General features: G+C 72.9%; 18 protein-coding genes. 10 read left to right on the top strand and 8 right to left on the bottom strand.

Annotated elements, in window-relative coordinates; genetic code table 11:
• Positions 1 to 126: 126 nt before the first annotated feature.
• From ACWCP2_RS16585 to ACWCP2_RS16570, 4 genes are all read right to left on the bottom strand, one after another.
• On the bottom strand, positions 127 to 1,347 hold the full coding sequence (locus ACWCP2_RS16585; protein WP_450909289.1) for a ketosynthase chain-length factor: 1,221 nt from the start codon (positions 1,345 to 1,347) through the stop codon (positions 127 to 129).
• Positions 1,344 to 2,624 (bottom strand): beta-ketoacyl-[acyl-carrier-protein] synthase family protein, encoded by a 1,281-nt coding sequence (locus tag ACWCP2_RS16580; RefSeq protein ID WP_450909288.1) that lies wholly within the window; start codon positions 2,622 to 2,624, stop codon positions 1,344 to 1,346. The genes ACWCP2_RS16585 and ACWCP2_RS16580 overlap by 4 nt, the downstream gene beginning before the upstream one ends.
• Positions 2,621 to 2,944 carry a TcmI family type II polyketide cyclase gene (locus tag ACWCP2_RS16575; protein ID WP_450909287.1) on the bottom strand — a complete coding sequence of 108 codons (324 nt, stop codon included), beginning with the start codon at positions 2,942 to 2,944 and terminating at the stop codon, positions 2,621 to 2,623. The genes ACWCP2_RS16580 and ACWCP2_RS16575 overlap by 4 nt, the downstream gene beginning before the upstream one ends.
• 131 nt (positions 2,945 to 3,075) lie before the next feature.
• Positions 3,076 to 4,566, bottom strand: a complete 1,491-nt coding sequence (locus ACWCP2_RS16570; RefSeq protein WP_450909286.1) for an FAD-dependent monooxygenase — start codon at positions 4,564 to 4,566, stop codon at positions 3,076 to 3,078.
• Positions 4,567 to 5,066: 500 nt separating this feature from the next.
• Here ACWCP2_RS16570 and ACWCP2_RS16565 point away from each other — a divergent pair, with 500 nt between their 5' ends.
• The 5 genes from ACWCP2_RS16565 (at position 5,067) to ACWCP2_RS16545 (ending at position 11,336) form a co-directional block, all read left to right on the top strand.
• The gene (locus tag ACWCP2_RS16565) at positions 5,067 to 5,753 is read left to right on the top strand and encodes a response regulator transcription factor (protein WP_450909285.1); all 687 of its coding nucleotides are present in this window, start codon (positions 5,067 to 5,069) and stop codon (positions 5,751 to 5,753) included.
• 178 nt (positions 5,754 to 5,931) lie between these two features.
• Positions 5,932 to 7,578, top strand: a complete 1,647-nt coding sequence (locus ACWCP2_RS16560; RefSeq protein ID WP_450909284.1) for an ABC transporter substrate-binding protein — start codon at positions 5,932 to 5,934, stop codon at positions 7,576 to 7,578.
• Positions 7,579 to 7,678: 100 nt separating this feature from the next.
• Positions 7,679 to 8,635: an ABC transporter permease gene (locus ACWCP2_RS16555; RefSeq protein ID WP_450909283.1), complete on the top strand. Its 957-nt coding sequence runs from the start codon at positions 7,679 to 7,681 to the stop codon at positions 8,633 to 8,635.
• Complete coding sequence (locus ACWCP2_RS16550) at positions 8,632 to 9,534, top strand: ABC transporter permease (protein WP_450909282.1); 903 nt, start codon at positions 8,632 to 8,634, stop codon at positions 9,532 to 9,534. Before ACWCP2_RS16555 ends, ACWCP2_RS16550 begins: the two co-directional genes overlap by 4 nt.
• The gene (locus ACWCP2_RS16545; protein WP_450909281.1) at positions 9,531 to 11,336 is read left to right on the top strand and encodes a dipeptide ABC transporter ATP-binding protein; all 1,806 of its coding nucleotides are present in this window, start codon (positions 9,531 to 9,533) and stop codon (positions 11,334 to 11,336) included. Before ACWCP2_RS16550 ends, ACWCP2_RS16545 begins: the two co-directional genes overlap by 4 nt.
• Here ACWCP2_RS16545 and ACWCP2_RS16540 read toward each other — a convergent pair.
• The 4 genes from ACWCP2_RS16540 to ACWCP2_RS16525 all read right to left on the bottom strand — a co-directional run bounded on the left by ACWCP2_RS16540 (position 11,316) and on the right by ACWCP2_RS16525 (position 15,433).
• Positions 11,316 to 12,020 carry a 4'-phosphopantetheinyl transferase family protein gene (locus ACWCP2_RS16540; RefSeq protein ID WP_450909280.1) on the bottom strand — a complete coding sequence of 235 codons (705 nt, stop codon included), beginning with the start codon at positions 12,018 to 12,020 and terminating at the stop codon, positions 11,316 to 11,318. The genes ACWCP2_RS16545 and ACWCP2_RS16540 overlap by 21 nt on opposite strands.
• Entirely contained in the window at positions 12,017 to 13,315 is a 1,299-nt protein-coding gene (locus ACWCP2_RS16535) for an MFS transporter (protein ID WP_450909279.1), read from the bottom strand. Before ACWCP2_RS16535 ends, ACWCP2_RS16540 begins: the two co-directional genes overlap by 4 nt.
• Positions 13,312 to 14,211 carry an alpha/beta hydrolase gene (locus ACWCP2_RS16530; protein WP_450909278.1) on the bottom strand — a complete coding sequence of 300 codons (900 nt, stop codon included), beginning with the start codon at positions 14,209 to 14,211 and terminating at the stop codon, positions 13,312 to 13,314. The genes ACWCP2_RS16535 and ACWCP2_RS16530 overlap by 4 nt, the downstream gene beginning before the upstream one ends.
• Before the next feature lie 274 nt (positions 14,212 to 14,485).
• Complete coding sequence (locus ACWCP2_RS16525) at positions 14,486 to 15,433, bottom strand: methionyl-tRNA formyltransferase (protein ID WP_450909277.1); 948 nt, start codon at positions 15,431 to 15,433, stop codon at positions 14,486 to 14,488.
• A 260-nt stretch (positions 15,434 to 15,693) separates the two neighbouring features.
• Between ACWCP2_RS16525 and ACWCP2_RS16520 the strand changes: the two genes are divergently transcribed.
• The 5 genes from ACWCP2_RS16520 to ACWCP2_RS16500 all read left to right on the top strand — a co-directional run bounded on the left by ACWCP2_RS16520 (position 15,694) and on the right by ACWCP2_RS16500 (position 21,523).
• Positions 15,694 to 17,061 (top strand): lysine N(6)-hydroxylase/L-ornithine N(5)-oxygenase family protein, encoded by a 1,368-nt coding sequence (locus ACWCP2_RS16520; protein WP_450909276.1) that lies wholly within the window; start codon positions 15,694 to 15,696, stop codon positions 17,059 to 17,061.
• Between the two features lie 210 nt (positions 17,062 to 17,271).
• Entirely contained in the window at positions 17,272 to 18,327 is a 1,056-nt protein-coding gene (locus tag ACWCP2_RS16515) for a FecCD family ABC transporter permease (protein WP_450909327.1), read from the top strand.
• Positions 18,324 to 19,469 (top strand): FecCD family ABC transporter permease, encoded by a 1,146-nt coding sequence (locus ACWCP2_RS16510; RefSeq protein ID WP_450909275.1) that lies wholly within the window; start codon positions 18,324 to 18,326, stop codon positions 19,467 to 19,469. Before ACWCP2_RS16515 ends, ACWCP2_RS16510 begins: the two co-directional genes overlap by 4 nt.
• 40 nt (positions 19,470 to 19,509) lie before the next feature.
• Entirely contained in the window at positions 19,510 to 20,355 is an 846-nt protein-coding gene (locus tag ACWCP2_RS16505) for an ABC transporter ATP-binding protein (protein WP_450909274.1), read from the top strand.
• Positions 20,356 to 20,461: 106 nt separating this feature from the next.
• Positions 20,462 to 21,523: an iron-siderophore ABC transporter substrate-binding protein gene (locus ACWCP2_RS16500; RefSeq protein ID WP_450909273.1), complete on the top strand. Its 1,062-nt coding sequence runs from the start codon at positions 20,462 to 20,464 to the stop codon at positions 21,521 to 21,523.
• Position 21,524: the final 1 nt, after the last annotated feature.

The raw sequence follows: 21,524 nt of genomic DNA, 5'->3' as shown, positions 1-21,524 counted from the left end.
GTGGGGCGTTGCGCGGGACCTTGTGCAGGGCATTGCGCAGGGCGTTGCGCGGGACCTTGTGCAGGGCGTTGTGCAGGGCATTGCGCGGGACGTTGTGCGGGAACGGGCGCAGGGCCGGGGCAGCGGTCAGTGGTCCACCGCGCGGACCACGAGCGCGGAGTTGAAGCCGCCCTGGCCGCGGGCCAGGACGAGCGCGGTACGCAGCCGGGCCTCGCGCGGCGCGCCGGTGACCAGGTCGAGGGCGTGGGCGGGGTCGGGCCGGGTGGCGACGGTCGGCGGAACGACCCCGTCGCGCAGGGCGAGCAGCGCGGCGGCCAGGTCGAGCGGCGCCGCCCCGGAGTAGAGCCGGCCCGTCATCGTCTTCGGCGCGGTGACCGGGACGCCGCGCGGGCCGAACACCTCGGCCAGCGTCCGCGCCTCGATCCGGTCGAGCTCCGGAACGGCGGCGGCGTCCGCGAAGACGACGTCGATGTCGCCCGGTGCCGCCTGCGCGTCGGCCAGCGCCAGCTCGATCGCCCGCCGCAGGCCCGGGGCGCGGTCGCTGCCCGGCCGGGGGTCCATCGTCGCCGCGTGACCGGCGATCTCGCCGTACACCCGGGGCGCGCCCCGGCGCCGGGCGTGCTCCTCGTCCTCCACGACCAGCAGCGCGCCGCCCTCGCCCGGCACGTGCCCGGAGGCGTCCTCGTCGAAGGGCAGGTAGGCCCGCTCCGGGTCGTCGCTCGTCGTCAGCCGCCCGCCGGCCTGCTGGGCCACCCAGCCCCAGGAGCAGATGGAGGCGTCGACGGCGCCGGACACCACCAGCGAGGTCCCCTTGCGGACCTGCCTACGGGCCTGCGCCACCGCGTCCAGACCGCCGGCCTGGTCGCTGACGACGACGCTGCTGGGGCCGCGCAGCTTGTTGCGGATGGAGATCTGGCCGCTGTTGACGGCGTAGAACCAGGCGAAGGACTGGTACGCGGAGACGTACTGCCCGCCCCGGCTCCACAGCGCCTTCAGCTCGTTCTGCCCGAACTCGAAACCGCCCGAGTGGCTCGCCGTGATCACACCGGCGGCGTAGTCCGGCAGCTCGTCCGGCGCCACCCCGGCGTCGGCGAGCGCCCAGTCGGCGCTGACCAGCGCGAGCCGGGTCATCCGGTCCGTCTGCGGCAGCAGCCGGCCCGGCAGGTGCTCTCCGGCCTCGAAGCCGCCGATCTCGCCGGCGAGCCGCGACGGGTAGGAGGAGGCGTCGAAGCGGGTGACCTCCCGGATGGCGCTGCGCCCGGCGAGGGTGTTGGACCAGTACTCCTCCAGGCCGAGGCCGTTGGGGGCGGCGACGCCGAGGCCGGTCACCACGGCGCGGGCGCTCATCGCGTGCTCCGGTCGGGCCGGGCGAGGACGATGGCGCTCTGGAAGCCGCCGAAGCCGCTGCCGACCGAGAGGACGGCGTCCACGAGCTGGTCGCGCGCGGTCAGGGGTACGTAGTCCAGGTCGCACTCGGGGTCGGGGGTGTGGAGGTTCGCCGTCGGCGGGACGACGTGGTGCTCCATGGCGAGCGCCGAGGCGGCGATCTCGATGGAGCCGATCGCGCCGAGCGAGTGCCCGACCATCGACTTGATGGAGCTGACCGGGGTGCGGTACGCGTGCTCGCCGAGGCTCGCCTTGAAGGCGGCGGTCTCGTGGCGGTCGTTCTGCTTGGTGCCGGAGCCGTGCGCGTTGATGTAGTCGACGGCGTCGGGGGCGAGGCGGGCCTCGTCGAGGGCCACCCGGATCGCCTCGGCCATCTCCCGGCCGTCGGGGCGCAGGCCCGTCATGTGGAAGGCGTTGGAACGGGTGGCGTAGCCGGCGATCTCCGCGTAGACGTGGGCGCCGCGGGCGCGGGCCCGGTCGAGGCGTTCCAGGACGAAGACGGCGCAGCCCTCGCCCAGGACGAAGCCGTTGCGGCTGGCGTCGAAGGGCCGCGAGGCGTGCTCGGGGTCGTCGTTGCGGGCGGTGGTGGCCTTGATGGCGTCGAAGCAGGCCACGGTGATGGGGGAGATGGGGGCGTCGGTCGCGCCGGCCACCATCACGTCGGCGAGGCCGTCGCGGATGACGTCGGCCGCGTACCCGACGGCGTCGAGCCCCGAGGTGCAGCCGGTGGAGATCACGGTGCTGGGTCCCTCGGCGCCGACGGCCCAGGCGACCTCGGTGGCGAAGGAGCTGGGGACCAGGAAGTTGTACAGGTGCGGTACCGCGTAGGTGCCGTCCACGACGTCGAGCCGGCCGCCGTCGCTGACCGTGCGGTACTCCTGGTCGAGGCCGGTGGTCGCGCCGACGGCGCTGCCGATGGTGACGCCGGTCCGGGACGGGTCGAGGGCGTCCAGGTCGAGCCCGCTGTCCGCCACGGCCTCCCTGGCGGTCACGATCGCGAACTGCGCGGCCCGGTCCGTGCGCCGGATCTCCTGGGGGGTCAGCCCGGCCAGCTCGGCGTCGAAGTCGACCTCGGCGGCGATCTGGGAGCGGAACGGCGAGGGGTCGAAGAAGGAGATCCGGCGGGTCGCGGTGCGGCCGTCGGTCAGCAGCTGCCAGAAGTTCTTGGTGCCGAGGGAGCCGGGGGCCGTCACCCCGATCCCGGTGATCACGACCCGGCGGTCGTCGGGCCGGGTCACCGGGCGCTCCAATGGTAGAAGCGCCGGGCCATGGCGTCCGCGGGGGAGCGCCAGGTGGCGGGGTCGTACGCCTCGATGTGCGGCTTCAGGTCGTCGCTGATGGAGACGAACCGCGGGTCGCTCTTGGCGCCCTCGATGCGGCTGCCGCCGTCGGTGTCGTCGAAGTCCTGGAGGTGGAAGTACAGGCCGCGGTAGGCGAAGAGCTGGCGCCTGCGGGTGCCCATCAGGTGGGGCATCTCGGTCGCGTCGAACGCGCCGAAGAGCCGGGCGACCTCGTCGTCCGAGCCGGTGAGCCGGGCGACGATCAGGGTGCTGTGCATCGATACCTCTCTCAGGAGCCGGTGCGGTGGGGGTGGGTAAGGTCTGACGTGTGGGTGTGGGTGTGGGTGGGCGTGGGCGTGGGCGTGGGCGTGTAGGTGGGTGGGGGTGGGCGCGCGGGCGGGGTGTGTGGTCAGGCGGGTGCCGGGCGGGACCCCCGGGCCGCGGTGGCCGGGGGTCCGAACCAGCGGTCCAGGGCGGTGGGCAGGTCGTCGTGGCTGCCGGGCGCCGCCCACGCCACGTAGCCGTCGGGCCGCAGGAGCACGGCCGTACTGCCGTGCGGGACGGGTCCCAGGGGCGCGGCGGTCACCACGTCCACACGGTCGCTCCAGGGGGCGGCCCGGCGGCGCAGCCACGGGTTGTCGTCGAGGTCGAGCAGGACGCCGCGGCCCCGGTGCAGCAGTTCGGCGCTGCCGGTGGTCCGGCCGGCCACGGTCAGGGGCAGCGCGGGCAGCCGGGCGCCGAGCAGCGGATGGGTGCCGGCGCCGACGTCGTAGCGGATCTCCAGGCCGCTCACCTTCGCGGCGAGGTGGCGGGCCACCTCCTCGTACGAGACGAGCTCGCCCAGCACCTCGCGCAGCGGCCCCACTTCGGCACCGCCAAGGATCAGCAGGCTCTGTGCCTGGGTGTTGGCGAGCAGCCGGCGGCCCACGGCGTGCCGTTCGGAGTGGTAGGTGTCGAGGAGGGTGGCGGGCGCCCGTCCCTGGAGGACGGCGGCCAGTTTCCAGCCCAGGTTGACCGAGTCCTGGATGCCGGTGTTCATGCCCTGCCCGCCGGCCGGCAGATGGATGTGGGCGGCGTCGCCGGTCAGGATCACGCGGCCCCGCCGGTACTCGGTGACGAGCCGGGCGGCGTCCGTGAAGGCGCTGACCCACACCGGTTCGCCGTGCGCGATGTCGTCCCCGGTCAGGCGCTTGTAGGTGTCGGCGACCTCCTCGAAGCGGGGCGGCGCGGTACGGCGGCGGGGCGGCGTGCCGCGCTCCCCGACGATCAGGCGATGGACGCCGTCGCCGAGCGGCGCGGACATGACCATGCCGCCGGGGACCAGTTCACCGATGCCTCGCGGCGCCACCTCCACCCCGCGCACGTCGGCGAGCAGGAGCTCGGTGGTCGCCTCCGTACCGGGGAAGTCGAACCCGGCCTGCTTGCGCACCGCGCTGCGGCCGCCGTCCGCGCCGACGAGGTACCGCGCCGCCAGGGTCAGCGGCCCGTCCGGGCCCTCGGCGCGCACCCGGACGCCCTCGGCGTCCTCCTCGAAGCCGAGGAAGAGGTGACCGCGCCGGACGTCGGCGCCGAGCCCGCGGGCCCAGGACTCCAGCACGCTCTCGGTGAGCGACTGCGGGACGGCCTTGGCCGCCTTGTGCGCGCCGTCCAGGACGCCGAAGTCCAGCGGGATGCCGCCGAAGTGGCCCTGCGGGCTCGTCACGGGGCCGCCGAAGCGGGGCAGCAGCCCGCGCTGGTCGAACGTCTCCATCGTGCGGATCGTCAGTCCCAGCCCGCGCGACTCGCCGGTGGGCGCGGCCAGCCGCTCCAGCACCACGACACCGACGCCGGCCAGCCGCAGCTCCCCGGCCAGGGCCAGACCGGCCGGTCCCGCCCCCACGACCACGACGGACGCGTCCATACGGCTCTCCTCTCACAACGGTCGGGTCTCACAACGGCCGGGTCTCACGACTTTCGTGCGACCGATCGCGGGAATTCCAGCTGTTCCCCGCGGTGCGCCGCTTTTTCGGGGCGGTGACGGCCATGAATATCGTCGGCCCGGCCGTCCGGCGTTTTCAACCCGCGAATCTCAGGACCGGCAAAAGGAGTTGTGAAGCCAGAGTCAACCTGGCGGGCCCCGCAAAGAAATTGACAAGCGAATGTCAGGGGAACTGCAAATCTGCCGGACCGGACCGGGCCGAGCGCACCCCACCACCCGGCCTGTGACCCCGGTCACTGCCGGAAACCCAAGGTGTGCCTAGCCTCGACACTTGTCACCCGACAGGTCTCGGAGCGCCGTCGACGCCGCTCCCCGCCCTCTTTACAGGCTTGTGAATTGTTCGAGACCGGGGTTGTGACGACAAGCAAGGCACTGCCAGGCTGCGCACTCGTACGGCCATGGCATGGAACCGGGGGATTTGAATGCATGCACTGGTGGTCGATTCCGACCTGACGGAGAGTTCATTCATCAGCGACGAGCTGAAACGCCATGGATTTGACGCGATGAAATGCGTGACCGGGGCCGAAGCCCTGGATATGCATGAAGAATTCGACCTGCTCCTCCTGGACCTGCGGTTACCCGACATCGACGGTCTGGAGGTGTGCCGGGCCGTGCGCGCCACGAGCGACATCCCGCTCATCGCCTTCGCCTCCGCCGACCGCGGACTCGACCGCGTCCTCTGCCTTCAGGCCGGCGCCGACGACTGCCTCGCCAAGCCCTACGGGCCGCGCGAACTCATCGCCCGCATCGAGGCGGTGCTCCGCAGGACCCGCCCCACGCGGGCGGCCTCCCGCCGGACGTCGGCCGTGCTGGCCCGCGGGTCGCTGTGCATCGACCCCGCGACCCGGGAGGCGCGGCTCAACGGGCGCCTGATCAAGCTCACCCGCAAGGAGTTCGACCTGCTGCACCGTCTGGCCGCCGAGCCGTACATCGTGCACTCCCGCGCCCGGCTCATGGCCGACCTGTGGGGCTACCGCGAGGGATCCGTGCCCGACGCCCGGGCCAGCCGCACCATCGACACCCATGTCAGCGCCATCCGGACCAAGTTGGGGGCCCCGGACTGGATCGTCACCGTACGCGGCGTCGGGTTCCGCTTCGGCCGCACCTGACGCCCGTGCCCCCGGAAGGCCGCTCGCTTCCGTAACGCCCCTTCGCCCCTTCGCCACTCGCGCCCTTGGCCCCCTTCGAACCCCGGACGTTCCGTCCGCCTTCACCGCACGCACGCACGTCACCGCACGCACGTCATCGCACGCACGTCACCACGCGCACGACAGGAGTCACCCCGCCATGCCCGCCACCCGTACCCAGACGCCTCCCCGCACCCCCGCGGAGCCCAGACGCCGGGCCTCCGTCGCCACCGTCACCTCCGTACTCCTCCTCGCACTGCCGCTCACGGCCTGCACCGCCGCCGGCTCCGACGCCGGGAAGGGCGCGGGCTCCCGCTCCGGAGGGAACCTCACCTTCGCGCTCTCCTCCGACCCCACCTGCGTCGATCCGCACCAGGCCGCCACCAGCGACGCGATGTACGTGACCCGGGGCATCGTCGACTCGCTCACCGACCAGGACCCGAAGACCGGGAAGATCGTGCCCTGGCTCGCGAGCTCCTGGGAGGTCGGCGAGGGCGCCTCCCGGTTCACCTTCAAGCTGCGCACCGACGCCACCTTCAGCGACAGGACCCCGCTCGACGCGGCGGCCGTGAAGGCCAACTTCGACGCCATCCACGCCCTCGGCGCCCGCTCGATCCTCGGGGCCGGCTTCCTTCAGGGCTACAAGGCGACCCGGGTCGTCGACGCGCACACCGTCGAGATCAGCTTCAACGGCCCCAACGCCCAGTTCCTCCAAGCCACTTCCACGCCCACCCTGGGCCTTCTCAGCCCCGCCTCCCTGGGCCGCACCGCCGAGCAGCGCTGCACCGGCCCCCTCGTCGGCTCGGGCCCCTTCACCCTGAAGAGCTACACCCCCGACACCTCCGTCGAACTCGGCCGCCGCGACGACTACGCCTGGGGCTCCTCCCTCTGGAAGAGCCCCGGCGCGGCCCGCCTCGACGGCATCACCTTCCGCGTCGTCCCCGAGTCCGGCGTCCGCTCCGGCAGCCTCACCTCGGGCCAGATCGACGCCTTCGCCGGAGTGGCACCCCAGGACGAGGCCCTCCTCAAGGGACAGCAGGTCTCCGTCGTCGGCCGCTCCAGCCCCGGTGTGCCCGTGGCGCTCAGCGCCAACACCGCGAGCCCCGTCGCCAAGGACCTCGCCGTCCGCCGCGCCCTCCAGGCCGCCGTCGACCGCGACGAGGTCGTCGCCACCGTCCTCAGCCCCAGTTACCGTCCGGCCACCAGCTCACTCGCCGCGACCACCGACGCCTACCACGACAACCGGGACCTCCTCACCCACGACGTCGACCGCGCCAAGTCCGTGCTGGAGGAGGCCGGATGGCGCGCCGGCGACGACGGGATCCGCGTCAAGGACGGACGCCGGCTCGAATTGAAGGTCATCCTCGGCACCAACTTCGGCCCCAACCAGTCCGCGCTCGAACTGATCCAGCAACAGGTCAAGAAGGCCGGCATCCAGCTCACCCTGAGCGTCCTGTCCGTCGCCGACTACCAGAAGTCCAGGGGGGCCGGCGACTACGACCTCGCGTGGGGCAACGGCACCCGCACCGATCCCGACATCCTGCGGACCGCGTTCTCCTCGAAGCTGCTCAACCTCTCCCGCATCGACGACGCCACGCTCCAGCGCGACCTCGACGCCCAGGCCGCGGAGACCGACCCCGCCCGCCGTGCCGCCCAGGTCGCCGCCGCACAGCGCCGCATACTCGAACAGGGTTACCAGATCCCGGTGTTCGAGATGACGAGCGTCTTTGCGGTCTCCAAGAAGGTGCGCGACCTGACCTTCGACTCCTCCTCCCGCCTCCAGTTCCACGACACGTGGCTGTCGTGACCGCCCGCCACCGGCCGGCAAGGCCCCCGGAAGCGGAAGCGGAAACGGAAACGAAAGCGGCTGCGGAAGCGGCTGCGGAAGCGGAAACGGAGACGCACCGGTGAAGCGCCGCCTCCCGCGCGTCCTCGCCCAGGCCCTGTTCGTGCTGTGGGCCGCGTACACGGTCTCCTTCGCCGTGCTCTACCTGCTGCCCGGCGACCCGGTGACCATCATGGCCGCGGGCGGCGGCGACGCCAGCTCGGTCAGCCCGGAGCAGGTCGCCGAACTGCGCGCCCGCTACGGCCTCGACCGGCCGGTGCCCGAGCAGTACGCGACCGCGCTCCGGAACGCCGTACGCGGCGACCTGGGCACCTCGGTGCACGGCGGGCGGCCGGTGGCGGAACTCATCACCGAGGCCCTGCCCGCCACCCTCCAGCTCGCCGGCGCCACGCTCCTCCTGGCCCTCCCGCTCGGCGGCGCGATCGCCCTGCTCGGCACCTACACCCGGCGGCGCTGGCTGCGGCAGCTCCTGCTGTCGCTGCCGGCCGCCGGCGTGTCGGCGCCCACCTTCTGGACCGGGCTCCTCCTCGTCCAACTGGTCTCGTTCCGCTGGGGCCTGCTGCCCGCCTTCGGCAACGAGGGCTGGAGCTCCCTGATCCTTCCCTCGGTGACCCTGGCCCTGCCCGCCTCCGGGCTCGTCGCCCAGGTCTTCGCCAAGAGCCTGCGGACCGCGCTCGCGGAGCCGTACACCGACACCGCGCGCGCCAAGGGCGCGGGCCGGGCCCGCGTCCACCTCCGGCACGCCGCCCGCAACGCCCTCGCCCCGCCGCTGACCGTCGCCGGACTCCTCACCGGCGGTGTCCTCGCCGGCTCCGTCGTGGTCGAGACCGTCTTCGCCCGCACCGGCGTCGGCCGGCTCACCGCGACGGCGGTCACCACCCAGGACATCCCCGTCGTCCAGGGGCTCGTGGTCCTCGGAGCCCTCGTGTACGTCACCGCGAACCTCGTCGTCGACCTCGTCCACCCGCTCCTCGACCCCCGCATCGCGGCGACCGACCGCCCGGCGGTGACCGCGTGAGCGACCTCGCCGTGCACTCCGTCGATGCCCCGGCCCCCCAGTCCTCCTCCCCCCTGCCCGCCCCCCGCTCCCGGACCCGCGGCGCGCTCGCCTTCTGGCTGAGCAGGCCGGGACTCCTCCTGTCCGTCGCCCTCCTCGCCGTCGTCCTGCTCGCGGCGCTCTTCCCCTCCCTCCTCACCGGCCGCGACCCCCTCGCCGGCGTCCCCGGCGAACGGCTCGTGCCCCCGGGCGCGGACCACCCCTTCGGCACCGACCAGCTCGGCCGCGACCTGTACGCCCGCGTCGTGCACGGCAGCGCCCTCACCCTGCGCGCCACCGGACTCGCCGTCGCCGTGGGGCTCGTCGCCGGCTCGCTCGTCGGCCTCCTCGCCGGATACCTCGGCGGGCGGGCCGACGCCGCCCTGATGCGCCTCACCGACGTCCTGCTCGCCGTCCCCGGACTGCTGCTCTCCCTCGCCCTGGTGACCGCCCTCGGCTTCGGCACCGTCGAGGTCGCCGTCGCGGTCGGCGTCACCAGCGTCGCCATGTTCGCCCGCATCATGCGCACCGAGGTCCAGCGCGTCGCCCGCACCCCGTACGTCGAGGCCGCGCGCGCGGGCGGCGTCCGCTGGTACGCGGTGCTGCTGCGCCACGTCCTGCCGAACGCCGCCGCACCCGTCCTCGTCTACGCGGCCGTCGACTTCGGCGCCGTCGTCCTCCAGGTGTCCTCCCTCTCCTTCCTCGGGTACGGCGCCCGCCCGCCGCAGCCCGAGTGGGGCGCCCTCGTCGCCTCCGGACGCGACTACCTCGCCGCCGGCTGGTGGCTCACCACCCTGCCCGGACTCACCCTCGCGGCCACCGTCCTGGCCGCCAACCGCATCGCCCGCGCCCTCGACGGCGAGGCGAGGGAGACACCATGACCACCACCTCGCCGGCAGGCGCGGAAACCAGCCCGGACGCGAACGCGGACGCGGACGCACCGGCGCGGACCGGTGCGGATCCGCTGCTCGCCGTACGGAACCTGACCATCACCTACGGCAGCCGCGCCGCCCCCGTCCCCGCCGTCCGGGGCGTCGACCTCACCGTCCGGCCCGGCGACGTCCTCGCCCTCGTCGGCGAGTCCGGCTCCGGCAAGAGCACCACCGCCCACGCCGTCCTCGGTCTCCTCCCGCCCGGTGCCCGTATCGACGCCGGCACGATCCGGTACGCCGGGACCGACCTGGCGGGAGCCGACGAGGCCGTCCTGCGCGCGCACCGGGGCCGGGCCATCGGCCTCGTCCCGCAGGACCCGGCCGTCTCCCTCAACCCCGTGCAGCGCATCGGCGCCCAGGTCGCCGAGGTGCTCCTCCTGCACGGGCTCGCACCCGACCGCGGCGGCGCCCTCGACCGGGCCGCCGAACTCCTCGGCGAAGCCGGCCTCGACCGGCCGCGGGAGCGGGCCCGCCAGTACCCCCACGAACTCTCCGGCGGCATGCGGCAGCGCGCCCTCATCGCCATCGCCCTCGCCGCCCGCCCCCGCCTCCTCATCGCCGACGAACCCACCAGCGCCCTCGACGTCACCGTCCAGCGCACCATCCTCGACCACCTCGACATGCTCACCCGCACCTCGGGCACCGCCGTCCTGCTGATCACCCACGACCTCGGCGTGGCCACCGACCGGGCCCAGCGGATCGCCGTCATGGCACGGGGCCGCATCGTCGAGACCGGCCCCACCCACGAGGTCCTCACCTCACCCCAGCACCCCTACACCCGGTCCCTGCTGGCCGCCGTCCCCGCCTTCGCCCCCGCCCGCGTCACCCTCCCCGCCGCCCGGCGCGGCGCCGCCGTCCCCGACCTGCTGACCGCCGAGGGGCTCGTCAAGGAGTTCCCGCGCCACCGCACCGGTCCCCACGGCCCCACGCCCCCCGCCGTCGACGGCGTCAGCCTGCGCATCGCGCGCGGCGAAACCCTCGCCCTGGTCGGCGAGTCCGGCTCCGGCAAGTCCACGACGGCCCGGCTGCTGCTGCGCCTGACCACCCCGACGGCGGGCCGGATCACCTTCGACGGCCAAGACATCACCCGTCTGAGGGGGACCGCCCTGCGCGCGCTGCGCCGCCGCCTCCAGATCGTCTACCAGAACCCCTACACCTCGCTCGACCCGCGGCTCCCCGTCGCCGAGATCGTCGCGGAACCCCTCCGCGCGTTCCGCGTCGCCGACCGCGCCGAACGCTCCCGGCGGGTGACCGAACTCCTCGAACGCGTCCACCTGCCCGCGGCCGTCGCCCGCCGGCGCCCCTCCGAGCTCTCCGGCGGGCAGCGCCAGCGGGTCGCCATCGCCCGCGCCCTGGCCCTGCGCCCCGACCTCGTGGTCTGCGACGAACCCGTCTCCGCCCTCGACGTCTCGGCGCAGGCCCGCGTCCTCGACGTGCTCACGGAACTCCAGCGGGAGGACGGCCTGAGCTACCTCTTCATCACCCACGACCTGGCCGTCGTACGCCAGATCGCCCACCGCGTCGCCGTGATGCGGCACGGCCGGATCGTCGAGACGGGCCCCGTCGAGACCGTGTTCACCGAGCCCCGGGACCCCTGGACCCGCGCCCTGCTCGACGCGATCCCCGGCCGTACGCGCGCACTCCACGGGACGCCGCCGACCGACTCCACCCGAACCGACCCCAGCACCCGATCCGACCCCGCCACCCGATCCGACCCCGCCCGGAAGGCCTCACCCCACGAGGCCGGCTGAGCCCACGGTCCGTACCGACCACGTCCCCCCGGCGGGCACGGGCACGGCCACCGCCGCCGCGTATCCGGCCGGGGCGGCCACCCCGCCCACGCCCCACCCCGCCGGCCGGGCCGCCGGCTCCCCTTCCCCCAGGTAGTCGGCGCGCGGCGGACGCCCGAGCCCCGTTCCCAGGCCCTTGAGGTACGCCTCCTTGCGCGCCCACAGCCGGGTGAACTGCGCCGTCCGCCGCGACGGGGACAGCCGCTCCAGCTCCGCCCGCTCGCGCGGGTGCAGCCTCGGCAGGCACGCCTCGACCGTCCCCGGCGGGCACTCCCGCTGGACGTCCACACCGACGGCGCCCGCCGCCACGGCGACGGCCACCAGCGCGTGACTGTGCGACAGCGAGAAGCCGACCGGCGCCCCGGCACCCCGCACCACCGGCCGCCCGTACCGCCCTTCGCGGCCGAACCGCAGCTCCGCCGCGGCCACCCCCGTGTACGGGGCCAGCACCCGCCGCAGCATCGCGTGGGCCCACACGTACCGGTCACGGCCGCCCGCCGTCCGGAACTCCCGGGCGCGGCGCCGCTCCTCCTCGTCGAGCAGCCCGTACGCCTCCGAGGCCCCGCCCGTGGCCGCGCCCGCGGCCCCGGCCGGAAGGCCCAGCAGCCACACCTCCACGGCCCCCGCCCCGGGCAGCTCCCTCACGGCCGGGCCCGTTCCCCGGACGGCTCCCGCCCCCGCACGGCGGCCTCGGCGGCCCCGGCCCCGATCCCGTCCCCGCCTTCGCCCCGGTCTCCCCGCTCGCCCCGGCGCCCGGCCGCGACCGCCCCGAGCCCCGCCGCCAGGGACACCAGCCCGCCGGCGACGAACCCCCACCGCACCCCCCACCGGTCGGCGAGCACGCCGACGAGCAGCGCGCCCAGAGGCGTCGACCCCTGGAGGATCAGCGTGTACAGGGCCAGGACCCGGCCGCGCAGCTCGGGCGGGACACCCAGCTGGATCCGGTGGTTGGCGGCCTGCACGAAGAAGATCGACGCCCCTCCGGTGAGGAAGAGCAGCACCATGGACGGCCCGTACGAAGACACCACGCCCACGGCGGCCTCCAGCACGCCGAAGCCGACGGCCGCCCCGGCCACCAGGCGGGCCGAGGGCCGGCCCCGCCGCACGGTCGTGGCCAGCGCGGCCATCAGCGACCCGGCCGCGAAGACGGCGGTCACCACACCGAAGGTCGAGGCGCCGGCGTGATGCACCTGCGCGGCCAGGAGCGGCAGCGTCAGCTGGAAGTTGAGACCGAACAGCCCCACCACCGCCACCAGCAGCAGCGGCACCGCCAGGTCGAAGCGGCCGGCCGCCTTCAGCCCGTCCAGCACCCGCACCCGGTCGCCGCGCCGCCCCGCCCGCCCCGTCCCGCCCCGCATCAGGCGCAGGGCGAGGAGGGTGGCCGCGTAACTCGCCGCGTTCAGCAGCATCACCCAGCCGACGCCGGCCACCGAGATCAGCAGCCCCGACAGGGCCGGGCCGACGACGCGGGCGACATTGAAGTACGCGGCGCTGAGCGCCGAGGCGTTGGGCAGCAGCTCCGATCCGACGAGCTCCCCGACGAACGCCATCCGCGCGGGCACCTCGACCGAGTTCACCACGCCGAGCGCGCACGCGAAGACGTACACGTGCCACAGCCGGACCTCGTCCGCCAGGACCAGCACCGCGAGTGCCAGGGCCAGGGCGCACGACAGCGCGTTCGCGACCGTCAGCAGGGCCCGCTTGTCGTACCGGTCGGCGAGCCGGCCCCCGTAGAGGGTGAAGAGCAGCAGGGGAGCGAACTGCAAGGCGGTCACCGTGCCCAGGGCGCTCGCCGACCCGCCGGTGCGGGCGAGGACGAGCCAGTCCTGCGCGACGACCATCATCCACGTGCCGGCCACCGACACGATCTGGCCGAGGACGAACAGCCGGAAGTCCCGGACGCGCAGGGCGCGGAAGACCTCGCCGAAGCCGGCCCTCACGACTCCGGCCCCGCGGGCGCGCCGCCCGCCGCCAGGCACTCCTCCAGGAACGCGAAGACCCGCAGGTGGTAGGTGCGGGCCGCCCAGCCGAGACTCACGTTGTGTCCCGCACCGGCCAGCCGGTCCACCACCACCCGTGGCGCCCGGGCCAGCCGGCCCGTCAGATCCGCCACGTCGTCGGGCCCGTGCAGCCACCACGCCTCGTGCTCGGCGAACGTGAAGCGCACGGGCACGGTGACGCGCCCGAGGACGTCCGCGCCGCCACCGGTCCACCCGGCCACCGACTCCACTTCCCGCCTCGGCATCGGTGCCACCACCGACCGGCTGGCACGGAAGGTGCCCGGCGGATAGAGCCCGAAGGTCGGACCCCAGTCGAGCTGCCGGGTACCGAACCCCGCCCCCCGCGCGGCCCGCCCGGCCGGTACGGCCAGCCGGTGCCCCACCCCCGACACGTCCACGCCCACCAGCCCGGGCGGCGGCCGGTCCGCCGCCAGCGAGAGGGCGACCTTGCCGCCGAAGGAGTGCCCGAGCAGCAGCACCGGCAGCTCCCCGGCGACCTCCTCCAGCGCCTCTCCGACGGCCCCGGCCTGGTCGGCGACGCCCTGGCCGTCGGGCTCCAGCCCGGCGTACGGCCCGTACCCCGGCCGGTCCAGCGCGAGCACCGCGTAGCCGAGCCGCGCCCCGAGAGCGAGGAGGGACACGTCCGGGTGGGCCTGCCCGTCGTAGTACCCGGCGCTCATCCCGCCGCCGTGCAGCGCGACGATCAGCGCGCGGGCCGGCCCGGGCCCGTCCTGGGGTTCCGGTCCGGCCAGCAGCCCCGTCACGGGCGCCTCCCGACCGGACCCGAGCGTCACCCGGCGTACCCCGGGCGACACCGGCGATGACACGACGCCCATCCGCCCTCCCCCTCCCACCCGACACCGAAGAACCGTCCCCTCCAGCATCGGCAGGCGCCGCCCGCCCCCTCAAGACGCGCCGCTCCAGGACTCGGTGAGGTTCCCGACGCTTCCCACGGAAACGTCGGCGCCCCGCAAACCCCGCGACAGATAAGTGTCAGAAACGGCGGGAGCGCGGGGCGGTGGTGAGCGGTACGGTCCGGCGCGACGGCGCCGGACGTACGGCCGGCCCGCCCGGGGACCGTCCTGGGCGGGCCGGGGTGCGGGGGCCCGGTTACGGGCGGGTCGTGAGATAGCCGCCCATGGACTTGAAGTACTGCGTGGCCGGGAGTTCCGTGCCGTCCTCGGTGCGGACGGAGGTGATGGCCAGGCCGTGGTTGCGGCCCGTGCGGGCGTCCGCGCCGGCGACGATGACCACGCCTTCGCCCTCGCGGTAGAAGATGCGGCCGGGGGTGCCGCCGTAGCGGCCCTCGGAGACGACGGCCGTGAGGATCTCCAGGCGCTTGCCCTTGTGGAAGGTGAAGGCCGCGGGGTACGGGGCCGACTGGGCGCGGATCAGGCGCTCCAGGGTTTCGGCGGGCCAGGACCAGTCGATGCGGATGTCCTCCTCGGCCCTCTTGTGGAAGAAGGTGGCCTGGGAGCGGTCCTGCTGGGTGAACTCGGTCGTGCCGGAGGCGATCAGGTCGAGGGCGGCGATGGTCACCGGGGCGATGAGGTCGACCGTCTTGTGGAACAGGTCCGTGGTCGTGTCCGCCGGGCCGACGGGGACCGCCTGCTGCATGACGATGTCGCCGGCGTCGAGCACCTCGTCCATCATGTGGGCGGTGACGCCGACTTCGGGCTCGCCGTTGATGAGGGCCCAGATGAGGGGGGAGAAGCCCGCGTACTTCGGGAGGAGGGAGTCGTGGATGTTCAGGGTGCCGTGGCGCGGCAGCGTGTAGATGCGCGGCGGTATCCAGGTGCGCCAGTTGTTCGCGACGAGGATGTCCGCGTCGGCTTCCTTGAGCTGCTGGAACAGTTCCTCGTCGTCCGGGCGGTTGCGGATGACGACCGGGACGCCGTGCTCCTCGGCGAGGTCGGCGACCGAGTCGCTCCAGATCTTCTCGTAGGCGTGCTCGCTCTTGGGGTGGGTCACAACCATCACGACGTCGTGCTCGGAGTCCAGGAGCGCCTTCAGGGTGCGATGGCCCCAGGTCTGATAACCGAACATGACGACCCGCATAGGGGTTCCTCCTCAGAAGAGCGAATGAGCAAAGCCAAGTAAAGCAAGGCTTACCTAACGACGCAACAACCCCGATTCTGGGCTCGATTGAACCGAGTGGGGGCGTGTTGTCCGGTTTGTCTGGTCGACAGGCCGTCTGGATCAGGTTAGCTTTACCTAAGTTCCACTCGGCTGCCGGTCACCGGTGCGCCTGGACACCCCCTTTCCCCACCCCTGACACGACGCCTGGCAGGCGGCTGTCCCGCACCAATGGGAGTGACATGTCACAGGCTCTTCCTGGCGACGCACCACTGATCCACGACCTGATCGGTATCGGCTTCGGGCCGTCGAACGTCGCCATGGCGATCGCGCTCAGCGAGCACAACGTGCGCGTCGGAAGGCAGGAGGCGGTCACCGCCCACTTCTTCGAGCAGCAGCCCCGCTTCGGGTGGCACCGCGGCATGCTCATCGACGACGCGACCATGCAGGTGTCCTTCATGAAGGACCTGGTGACGCTCCGGAACCCGACCAGCGAGTACTCCTTCCTCTGCTACCTGCAGGAGAAGGGGCGCCTGATCGACTTCGTCAACCACAAGAACCTGTTCCCGCTGCGCGTCGAGTTCCACGACTACCTGGAGTGGGCCGCCGCCAAGGTCGACGACATGGTCTCGTACGGCCACCAGGTCGTCTCCGTCGAGCCCGTGATGCGGGACGGCGTCGTGGAGTACCTCGACGTGACGGCCCGCTCCGGCGACGAGGTCGTCGTCCACCGGGCCCGCAACCTCGTCATCTCCACCGGGCTGCGCCCGGTCATGCCGGAGGGCGTCGAGCGGACCGAGCACGTCTGGCACAACACCGACCTGCTGAAGAAGATCGACGGCCTGGAGGGCGGCGAGCCCACCCGCTTCGTCGTGGTCGGCGCCGGCCAGAGCGCCGCCGAGAACGTGGCCTACCTGCACCGCCGTTTCCCGCAGGCCGAGGTCTGCGCGGTCTTCTCGCGCTACGGCTACAGCCCGGCGGACGACAGCAGCTTCGCCAACCGCATCTTCGACCCCCAGGCGGTGGACGAGTACTTCACCGCCCCGGAGGACGTGAAGCAGCGGCTGATGGGCTACCACGGCAACACCAACTACTCCGTGGTGGACATCGACCTCATCGACGACCTCTACCGCCAGTCGTACCAGGAGAAGGTGCTCGGCACCGAGCGGCTGCGCTTCCTGAACGTCTCGCGCCTGACGGGCGTGGAGGAGACGGCCGACGGGGTCCGCGCCACCGTCAAGTCCCTGGTCACCGGCGAGGAGAGCGTGCTCGACGCCGACGTCGTGGTGTGCGCCACCGGGTACCAGCAGGCCGACGGCCTGGGTCTGCTCGGCGAGGTCGCGGACCGCTGCCACCGCGACGAGCGGGGCCGGGTCCGGGTCGAGCGCGACTACCGCGTCGCGACCGATCTCGAACTGGCCTGCGGCATCTACCTCCAGGGCGGCACCGAGCACACGCACGGCATCACCTCCTCCCTGCTGTCCAACACCGCGGTGCGGGTCGGCGAGATACTCGACTCGATCCTCGACCGGAACCTCAAGGCCCTGCCCGACCAGGCCCGTCCGGTCGCCGGGGGAGCGGGCGGCGCAGCCCGCCAGCCGGCCGTCTGACCGGTCCCCGCCCAGCCGCTCACCCACCCGCTCACCCACCCACTGCCGTGCCTCCCGGGCGTCATCGCGCCCGAGGCACGGCAGTAGTGTGCAAACAGTTGGCCCATACATGTTGTGCCGCGCAGTTGTCCCGTACAGGTTGTCCCGTACGGGCCGTCCGATACAGAAGGAACGTCCGTGCCCACTGCCACCAGCCGCCCCGCCGGCGGCCTGCCCGCGGTCGGGCACCCGGACCCCTCCCGGGTCGTCGCCCGGGCCCGGCGGCGGCGGATCGCGGGTCTCGCCGCCCTCCTCGTGGTCCTCGTGGCCGCGGCACTGGTGTCCCTCGCCGTCGGCGCGCGGGCGCTGAGCCCCGCCGAGGCGTGGCACGGGCTCTTCGCGGATCCGGACCCCGACCAGAAGCTCTCCGAAGCCCGGCTCATCATGCGGACCGTACGGGTGCCCCGTACGGTCCTCGCGATCGTGGCGGGCATCGCCCTGGGCGTCGGCGGTGCGCTGATCCAGGGGTACACGCGCAATCCCATCGCGGACACCGGCCTGCTCGGGGTGAACACCGGGGCCTCCTTCGCCGTGGTGTCGGCGATCGCCCTGTTCGGGTTCACCGACCCCTTCCAGTACGTCTGGTTCGCCTTCCTGGGGGCCGCGCTCGCCGGTGTCGTCGTGTTCGGTCTGTCGAGCATCGGCCGGGGCGCGGGCAATCCGCTGACGCTCGCCCTGGCCGGGCAGGGCGTCACGGTGTTCCTGATGGCGATGACGACGGCGGTCGCACTGTCGGACAAGGTGGCGCTGAACGCCCTGCGGTTCTGGAACGCGGGGTCGGTGGCCGGCGTCGGCTTCGGCGTCATCTGGCCGGTGACCGCCTTCATCGTGGTCGGGCTGGTACTGGCGCTGGCCACCCTGCCCTCCGTCAACCTGCTGAACCTGGGCGACGACGTGGCCCGGGGGCTGGGCGTGAACATCGCGCTGATCCGTACCGTCGGCATCGTCGCCATCACCCTGCTGGCGGGCGCGGCCACGGCGGCGTGCGGGCCCATCGCCTTCCTCGGGCTGATGGTGGCGCACGTGGCCCGTTATCTGGCCGGCCCCGACTACCGCTGGCTGGTGCCGTACGCGGGTCTGCTCGGCGCGGTCGTCCTTCTGGTCTGCGACATCGTGGGACGCGTCGTGGTGCGTCCGGGAGAGCTGGACGCGGGCATCCTCGTCGCTCTGCTCGGCGCCCCGTTCTTCGCGGTCCTGGTGTGGCGGGGAAAGTTCAAGAGCGCATGAACGTGACCGTGGTGAAGTCCGGCCAGGAGCCCGCCGGGGAGCCCGCCGACAAGTCCGCCAAGAACTCCGCCAAGAACTCCGCCGCACAGGCCGCCAGGAAGCCCTCGGTGGTGCCGGGAGTGCGGCTCGGCGGCCTGTCGTTCGTCTGGCGGCCCAGGATCGTACTGGTCACGCTGCTGCTGATGGCGGCGGCCTTCCTGATGTTCTGTCTGTCCATCGCCGTGGGGGACTTCCCCCTCGGCCTGCCGCAGGTGGTGGCCACCCTCTTCGGCGGCGGCGAGCAGGTCGACCAGTTCGTGATCATGGACCTGCGGCTGCCGCGGGCCCTGGCCGGCCTCGTCGTGGGCATCGCGCTGGGGATGTCCGGGGCGATCACCCAGTCCATCGCCCGCAATCCGCTGGCCAGTCCGGACATCCTGGGGATCACCGGGGGCGCCAGCGCGGTCGCGGTGTGCCTGGTGACGGTGTCGGGCGGAGCCACGGCCGCGGTCGTCAGTTCCGTGGGGCTGTCCGGAGCGGCGCTCGCGGGAGGCCTCGCCACGGGCCTGCTGGTGTACTTCATGGCCTGGCGGCGCGGTGTCGACGGCTTCCGGCTCATCCTCATCGGCCTGTCCGTGAGCGCCGTCATGGAGGCCATCACCACCTGGCTGCTGGTCACGGCCGACATCAGGGACGTGGCGCGGGCCCAGGCCTGGCTGGTCGGCTCCCTGGACAACCGGTCGTGGGACGAGGTGTCGGTGGCCCTGTGGGGCACGCTCGCCCTCGCGGTGGCCGTGGCGGGCGTGGCATTCCAGTTCAAGCCCCTGCACTTCGGCGACGACGTGGCGGCGGGTCTCGGCGTCCGGTACGGGCTGGTACGGGCCGTCCTGCTGCTGTGCGCGGTGCTCCTGGCAGGCTTCGCCGTGAGCGCGGCGGGTCCGGTCCCGTTCGTCGCCATGGTGGCGCCGCAGGTGGCGCTGCGTCTGACGAAGTCCCCCACGCCGCCGTTGGTGGCGTCCGCCGTGACGGGGGCGCTGCTGCTGCTCGGCTCGGATCTGGTCGCCCGTACGGCGCTGCCGGTCACCCTGCCGGTCGGCGTGGTCACCGCCGCGATCGGCGGCCCCTTCCTCATCTACCTCCTGGTGCGGGCGAACCGCCGCTAGGTGATAGAAAGGTTAGGCAAGCCTAAATAGAGGGGGAGCCGTGGTCGCTCAGTCCATCACCGAGGTCCAGTCCGGGACCGAGGGCGTCCCGCGGTTGGCGGCCAGGGGCGTCACGGTCGGGTACGGCGACCGGACCGTCATCGACTCGCTCGACGTGGCGGTCCCGCAGGGGGTCGTGACCACGATCATCGGTCCCAACGGATGCGGGAAGTCGACCCTGTTGCGGACCCTGTCGCGGCTCCTCAAGCCGACCAGCGGATCCGTGGTCCTGGACGGCGAGGACATCGCCCGGCTGCGGACCCGGGACGTGGCGAAGAAGCTCGGCCTGCTGCCCCAGGCGCCCGTCGCGCCGGAGGGGCTGACCGTGGCCGACCTGGTCGCCAGGGGCCGGCATCCGCACCAGAGCTGGCTGCGCCAGTGGTCCTCGGACGACGCCTCCGTCGTGGAGCGGGCGCTGGCCATGACGGGGGTGGCCGACCTGGCCGACCGGCCCGTCGACGCGCTCTCCGGGGGGCAGCGTCAACGCGTATGGATATCCATGACCCTCGCTCAGGGCACCGATCTGCTGCTGCTCGACGAGCCCACCACCTATCTCGACCTGGCGCACGCCGTCGACGTGCTCGACCTCGTGGACGACCTGCACGAGTCGGGGCGCACCGTGGTCATGGTGCTGCACGACCTCAACCTGGCCGCGCGCTACAGCGACAACCTGATCGTGATGAAGGCCGGTTCGGTGCTGGCGCAGGGTCATCCGCGCGAGGTGCTGACCGCCGAGCTGCTGCAGGAGGCATTCGGCCTGCGCGCCATGGTGATTGACGACCCGGTGGGTGACCGGCCGCTCGTCGTGCCGATCGGGCGGACCCACGTCCGGAGTGCGGGCAGCTGAAACGACCCACTCATAACTTAGGCTAGGCTTACCTCACTTCCCCGGGGTACGGTTTGCCTGCCCTAAGTGGGGCCGCAGTGGACAGCACGAAAGCAAGGGATCCCGCATGCTCCTCGACCGAACGACACGTATGAAGCCCTGGCGGCAGCTGGCGGCAACCGTGTCCGCAGCGGCCCTCGGTGTAGGCCTCCTCGCAGGGTGCGGTTCCGACGCGGCCGACAAGGACGAGAAGAAGGACGACAACGCGGGCGCCCCGGCCGCCACCGGCGCCTTCCCCGTCTCCGTCGAGCACTTCTTCGGCACCACGGAGGTCAAGAAGGCCCCCCAGCGGGTCGTCACCGTCGGCTACACCGACGACCAGAGCGTCCTCGCGTTCGGCATCAAGCCGGTCGGCATGGTCGACCAGTACCCGAACCCGGCCGGTCAGAGCCCCGACATCAACACCCAGTGGCCCTGGGTGAAGGACAAGTGGGGCGAGACCAAGCCCGAGGTCATCATGAACAACGGTGACGCCGGCCCCAACTTCGAGAAGATCGCGTCCCTGCGCCCCGACCTGATCATCGCGGTCTACTCCGAGATCGACCAGGCCGCCTACGACAAGCTCTCGAAGATCGCGCCGACGGTCGGCCGCACCAAGGCGGAGAAGGAGCCCTTCAGCGCTCCGTGGCAGGACAACGCCCTGCAGATCTCCAAGGCGGTCGGCAAGGAGACCGAGGGCAAGGCGATGATCCAGGGCATCCAGGACAAGCTCGCCACGGTCAAGAAGGCGCACCCCGAGTTCGCCACGCAGACGGCCGTCGCGGTGTCCTGGTACAAGGACGCGGTCAACCCCTTCACCGCCACCGACGTGCGCGGCCAGCTCCTGACCGGCATGGGCTTCAAGGCCCAGACCGAGCTCGACAAGATCTCGGACGGCAAGTTCTCCTTCGCCCTCTCCCCGGAGCGCATGAACCTCATCGACGTCGACCGCGTCTTCGTCATCAACGACAAGGCCGACACGGACGCGCTGAAGAAGTCCGAGCTCTTCGCCAACCTGAAGGTCACCAAGGCCAACAAGGTGTCCTACCTGCTCGACAGCGAGGGCCCCGCGGCCGGCGCGGCCATGTCCCAGGCCACCCTGCCCGCCCTGCCGTTCGCCATCGACGAGCTCGTCAAGTCGGTCGGCTAGG

The organism is Streptomyces sp. NPDC002104 (assembly GCF_053593795.1).
The sequence above is the reverse complement of the archived record's forward strand: the minus strand, read 5'-3'. Positions and strand labels throughout refer to the sequence as shown.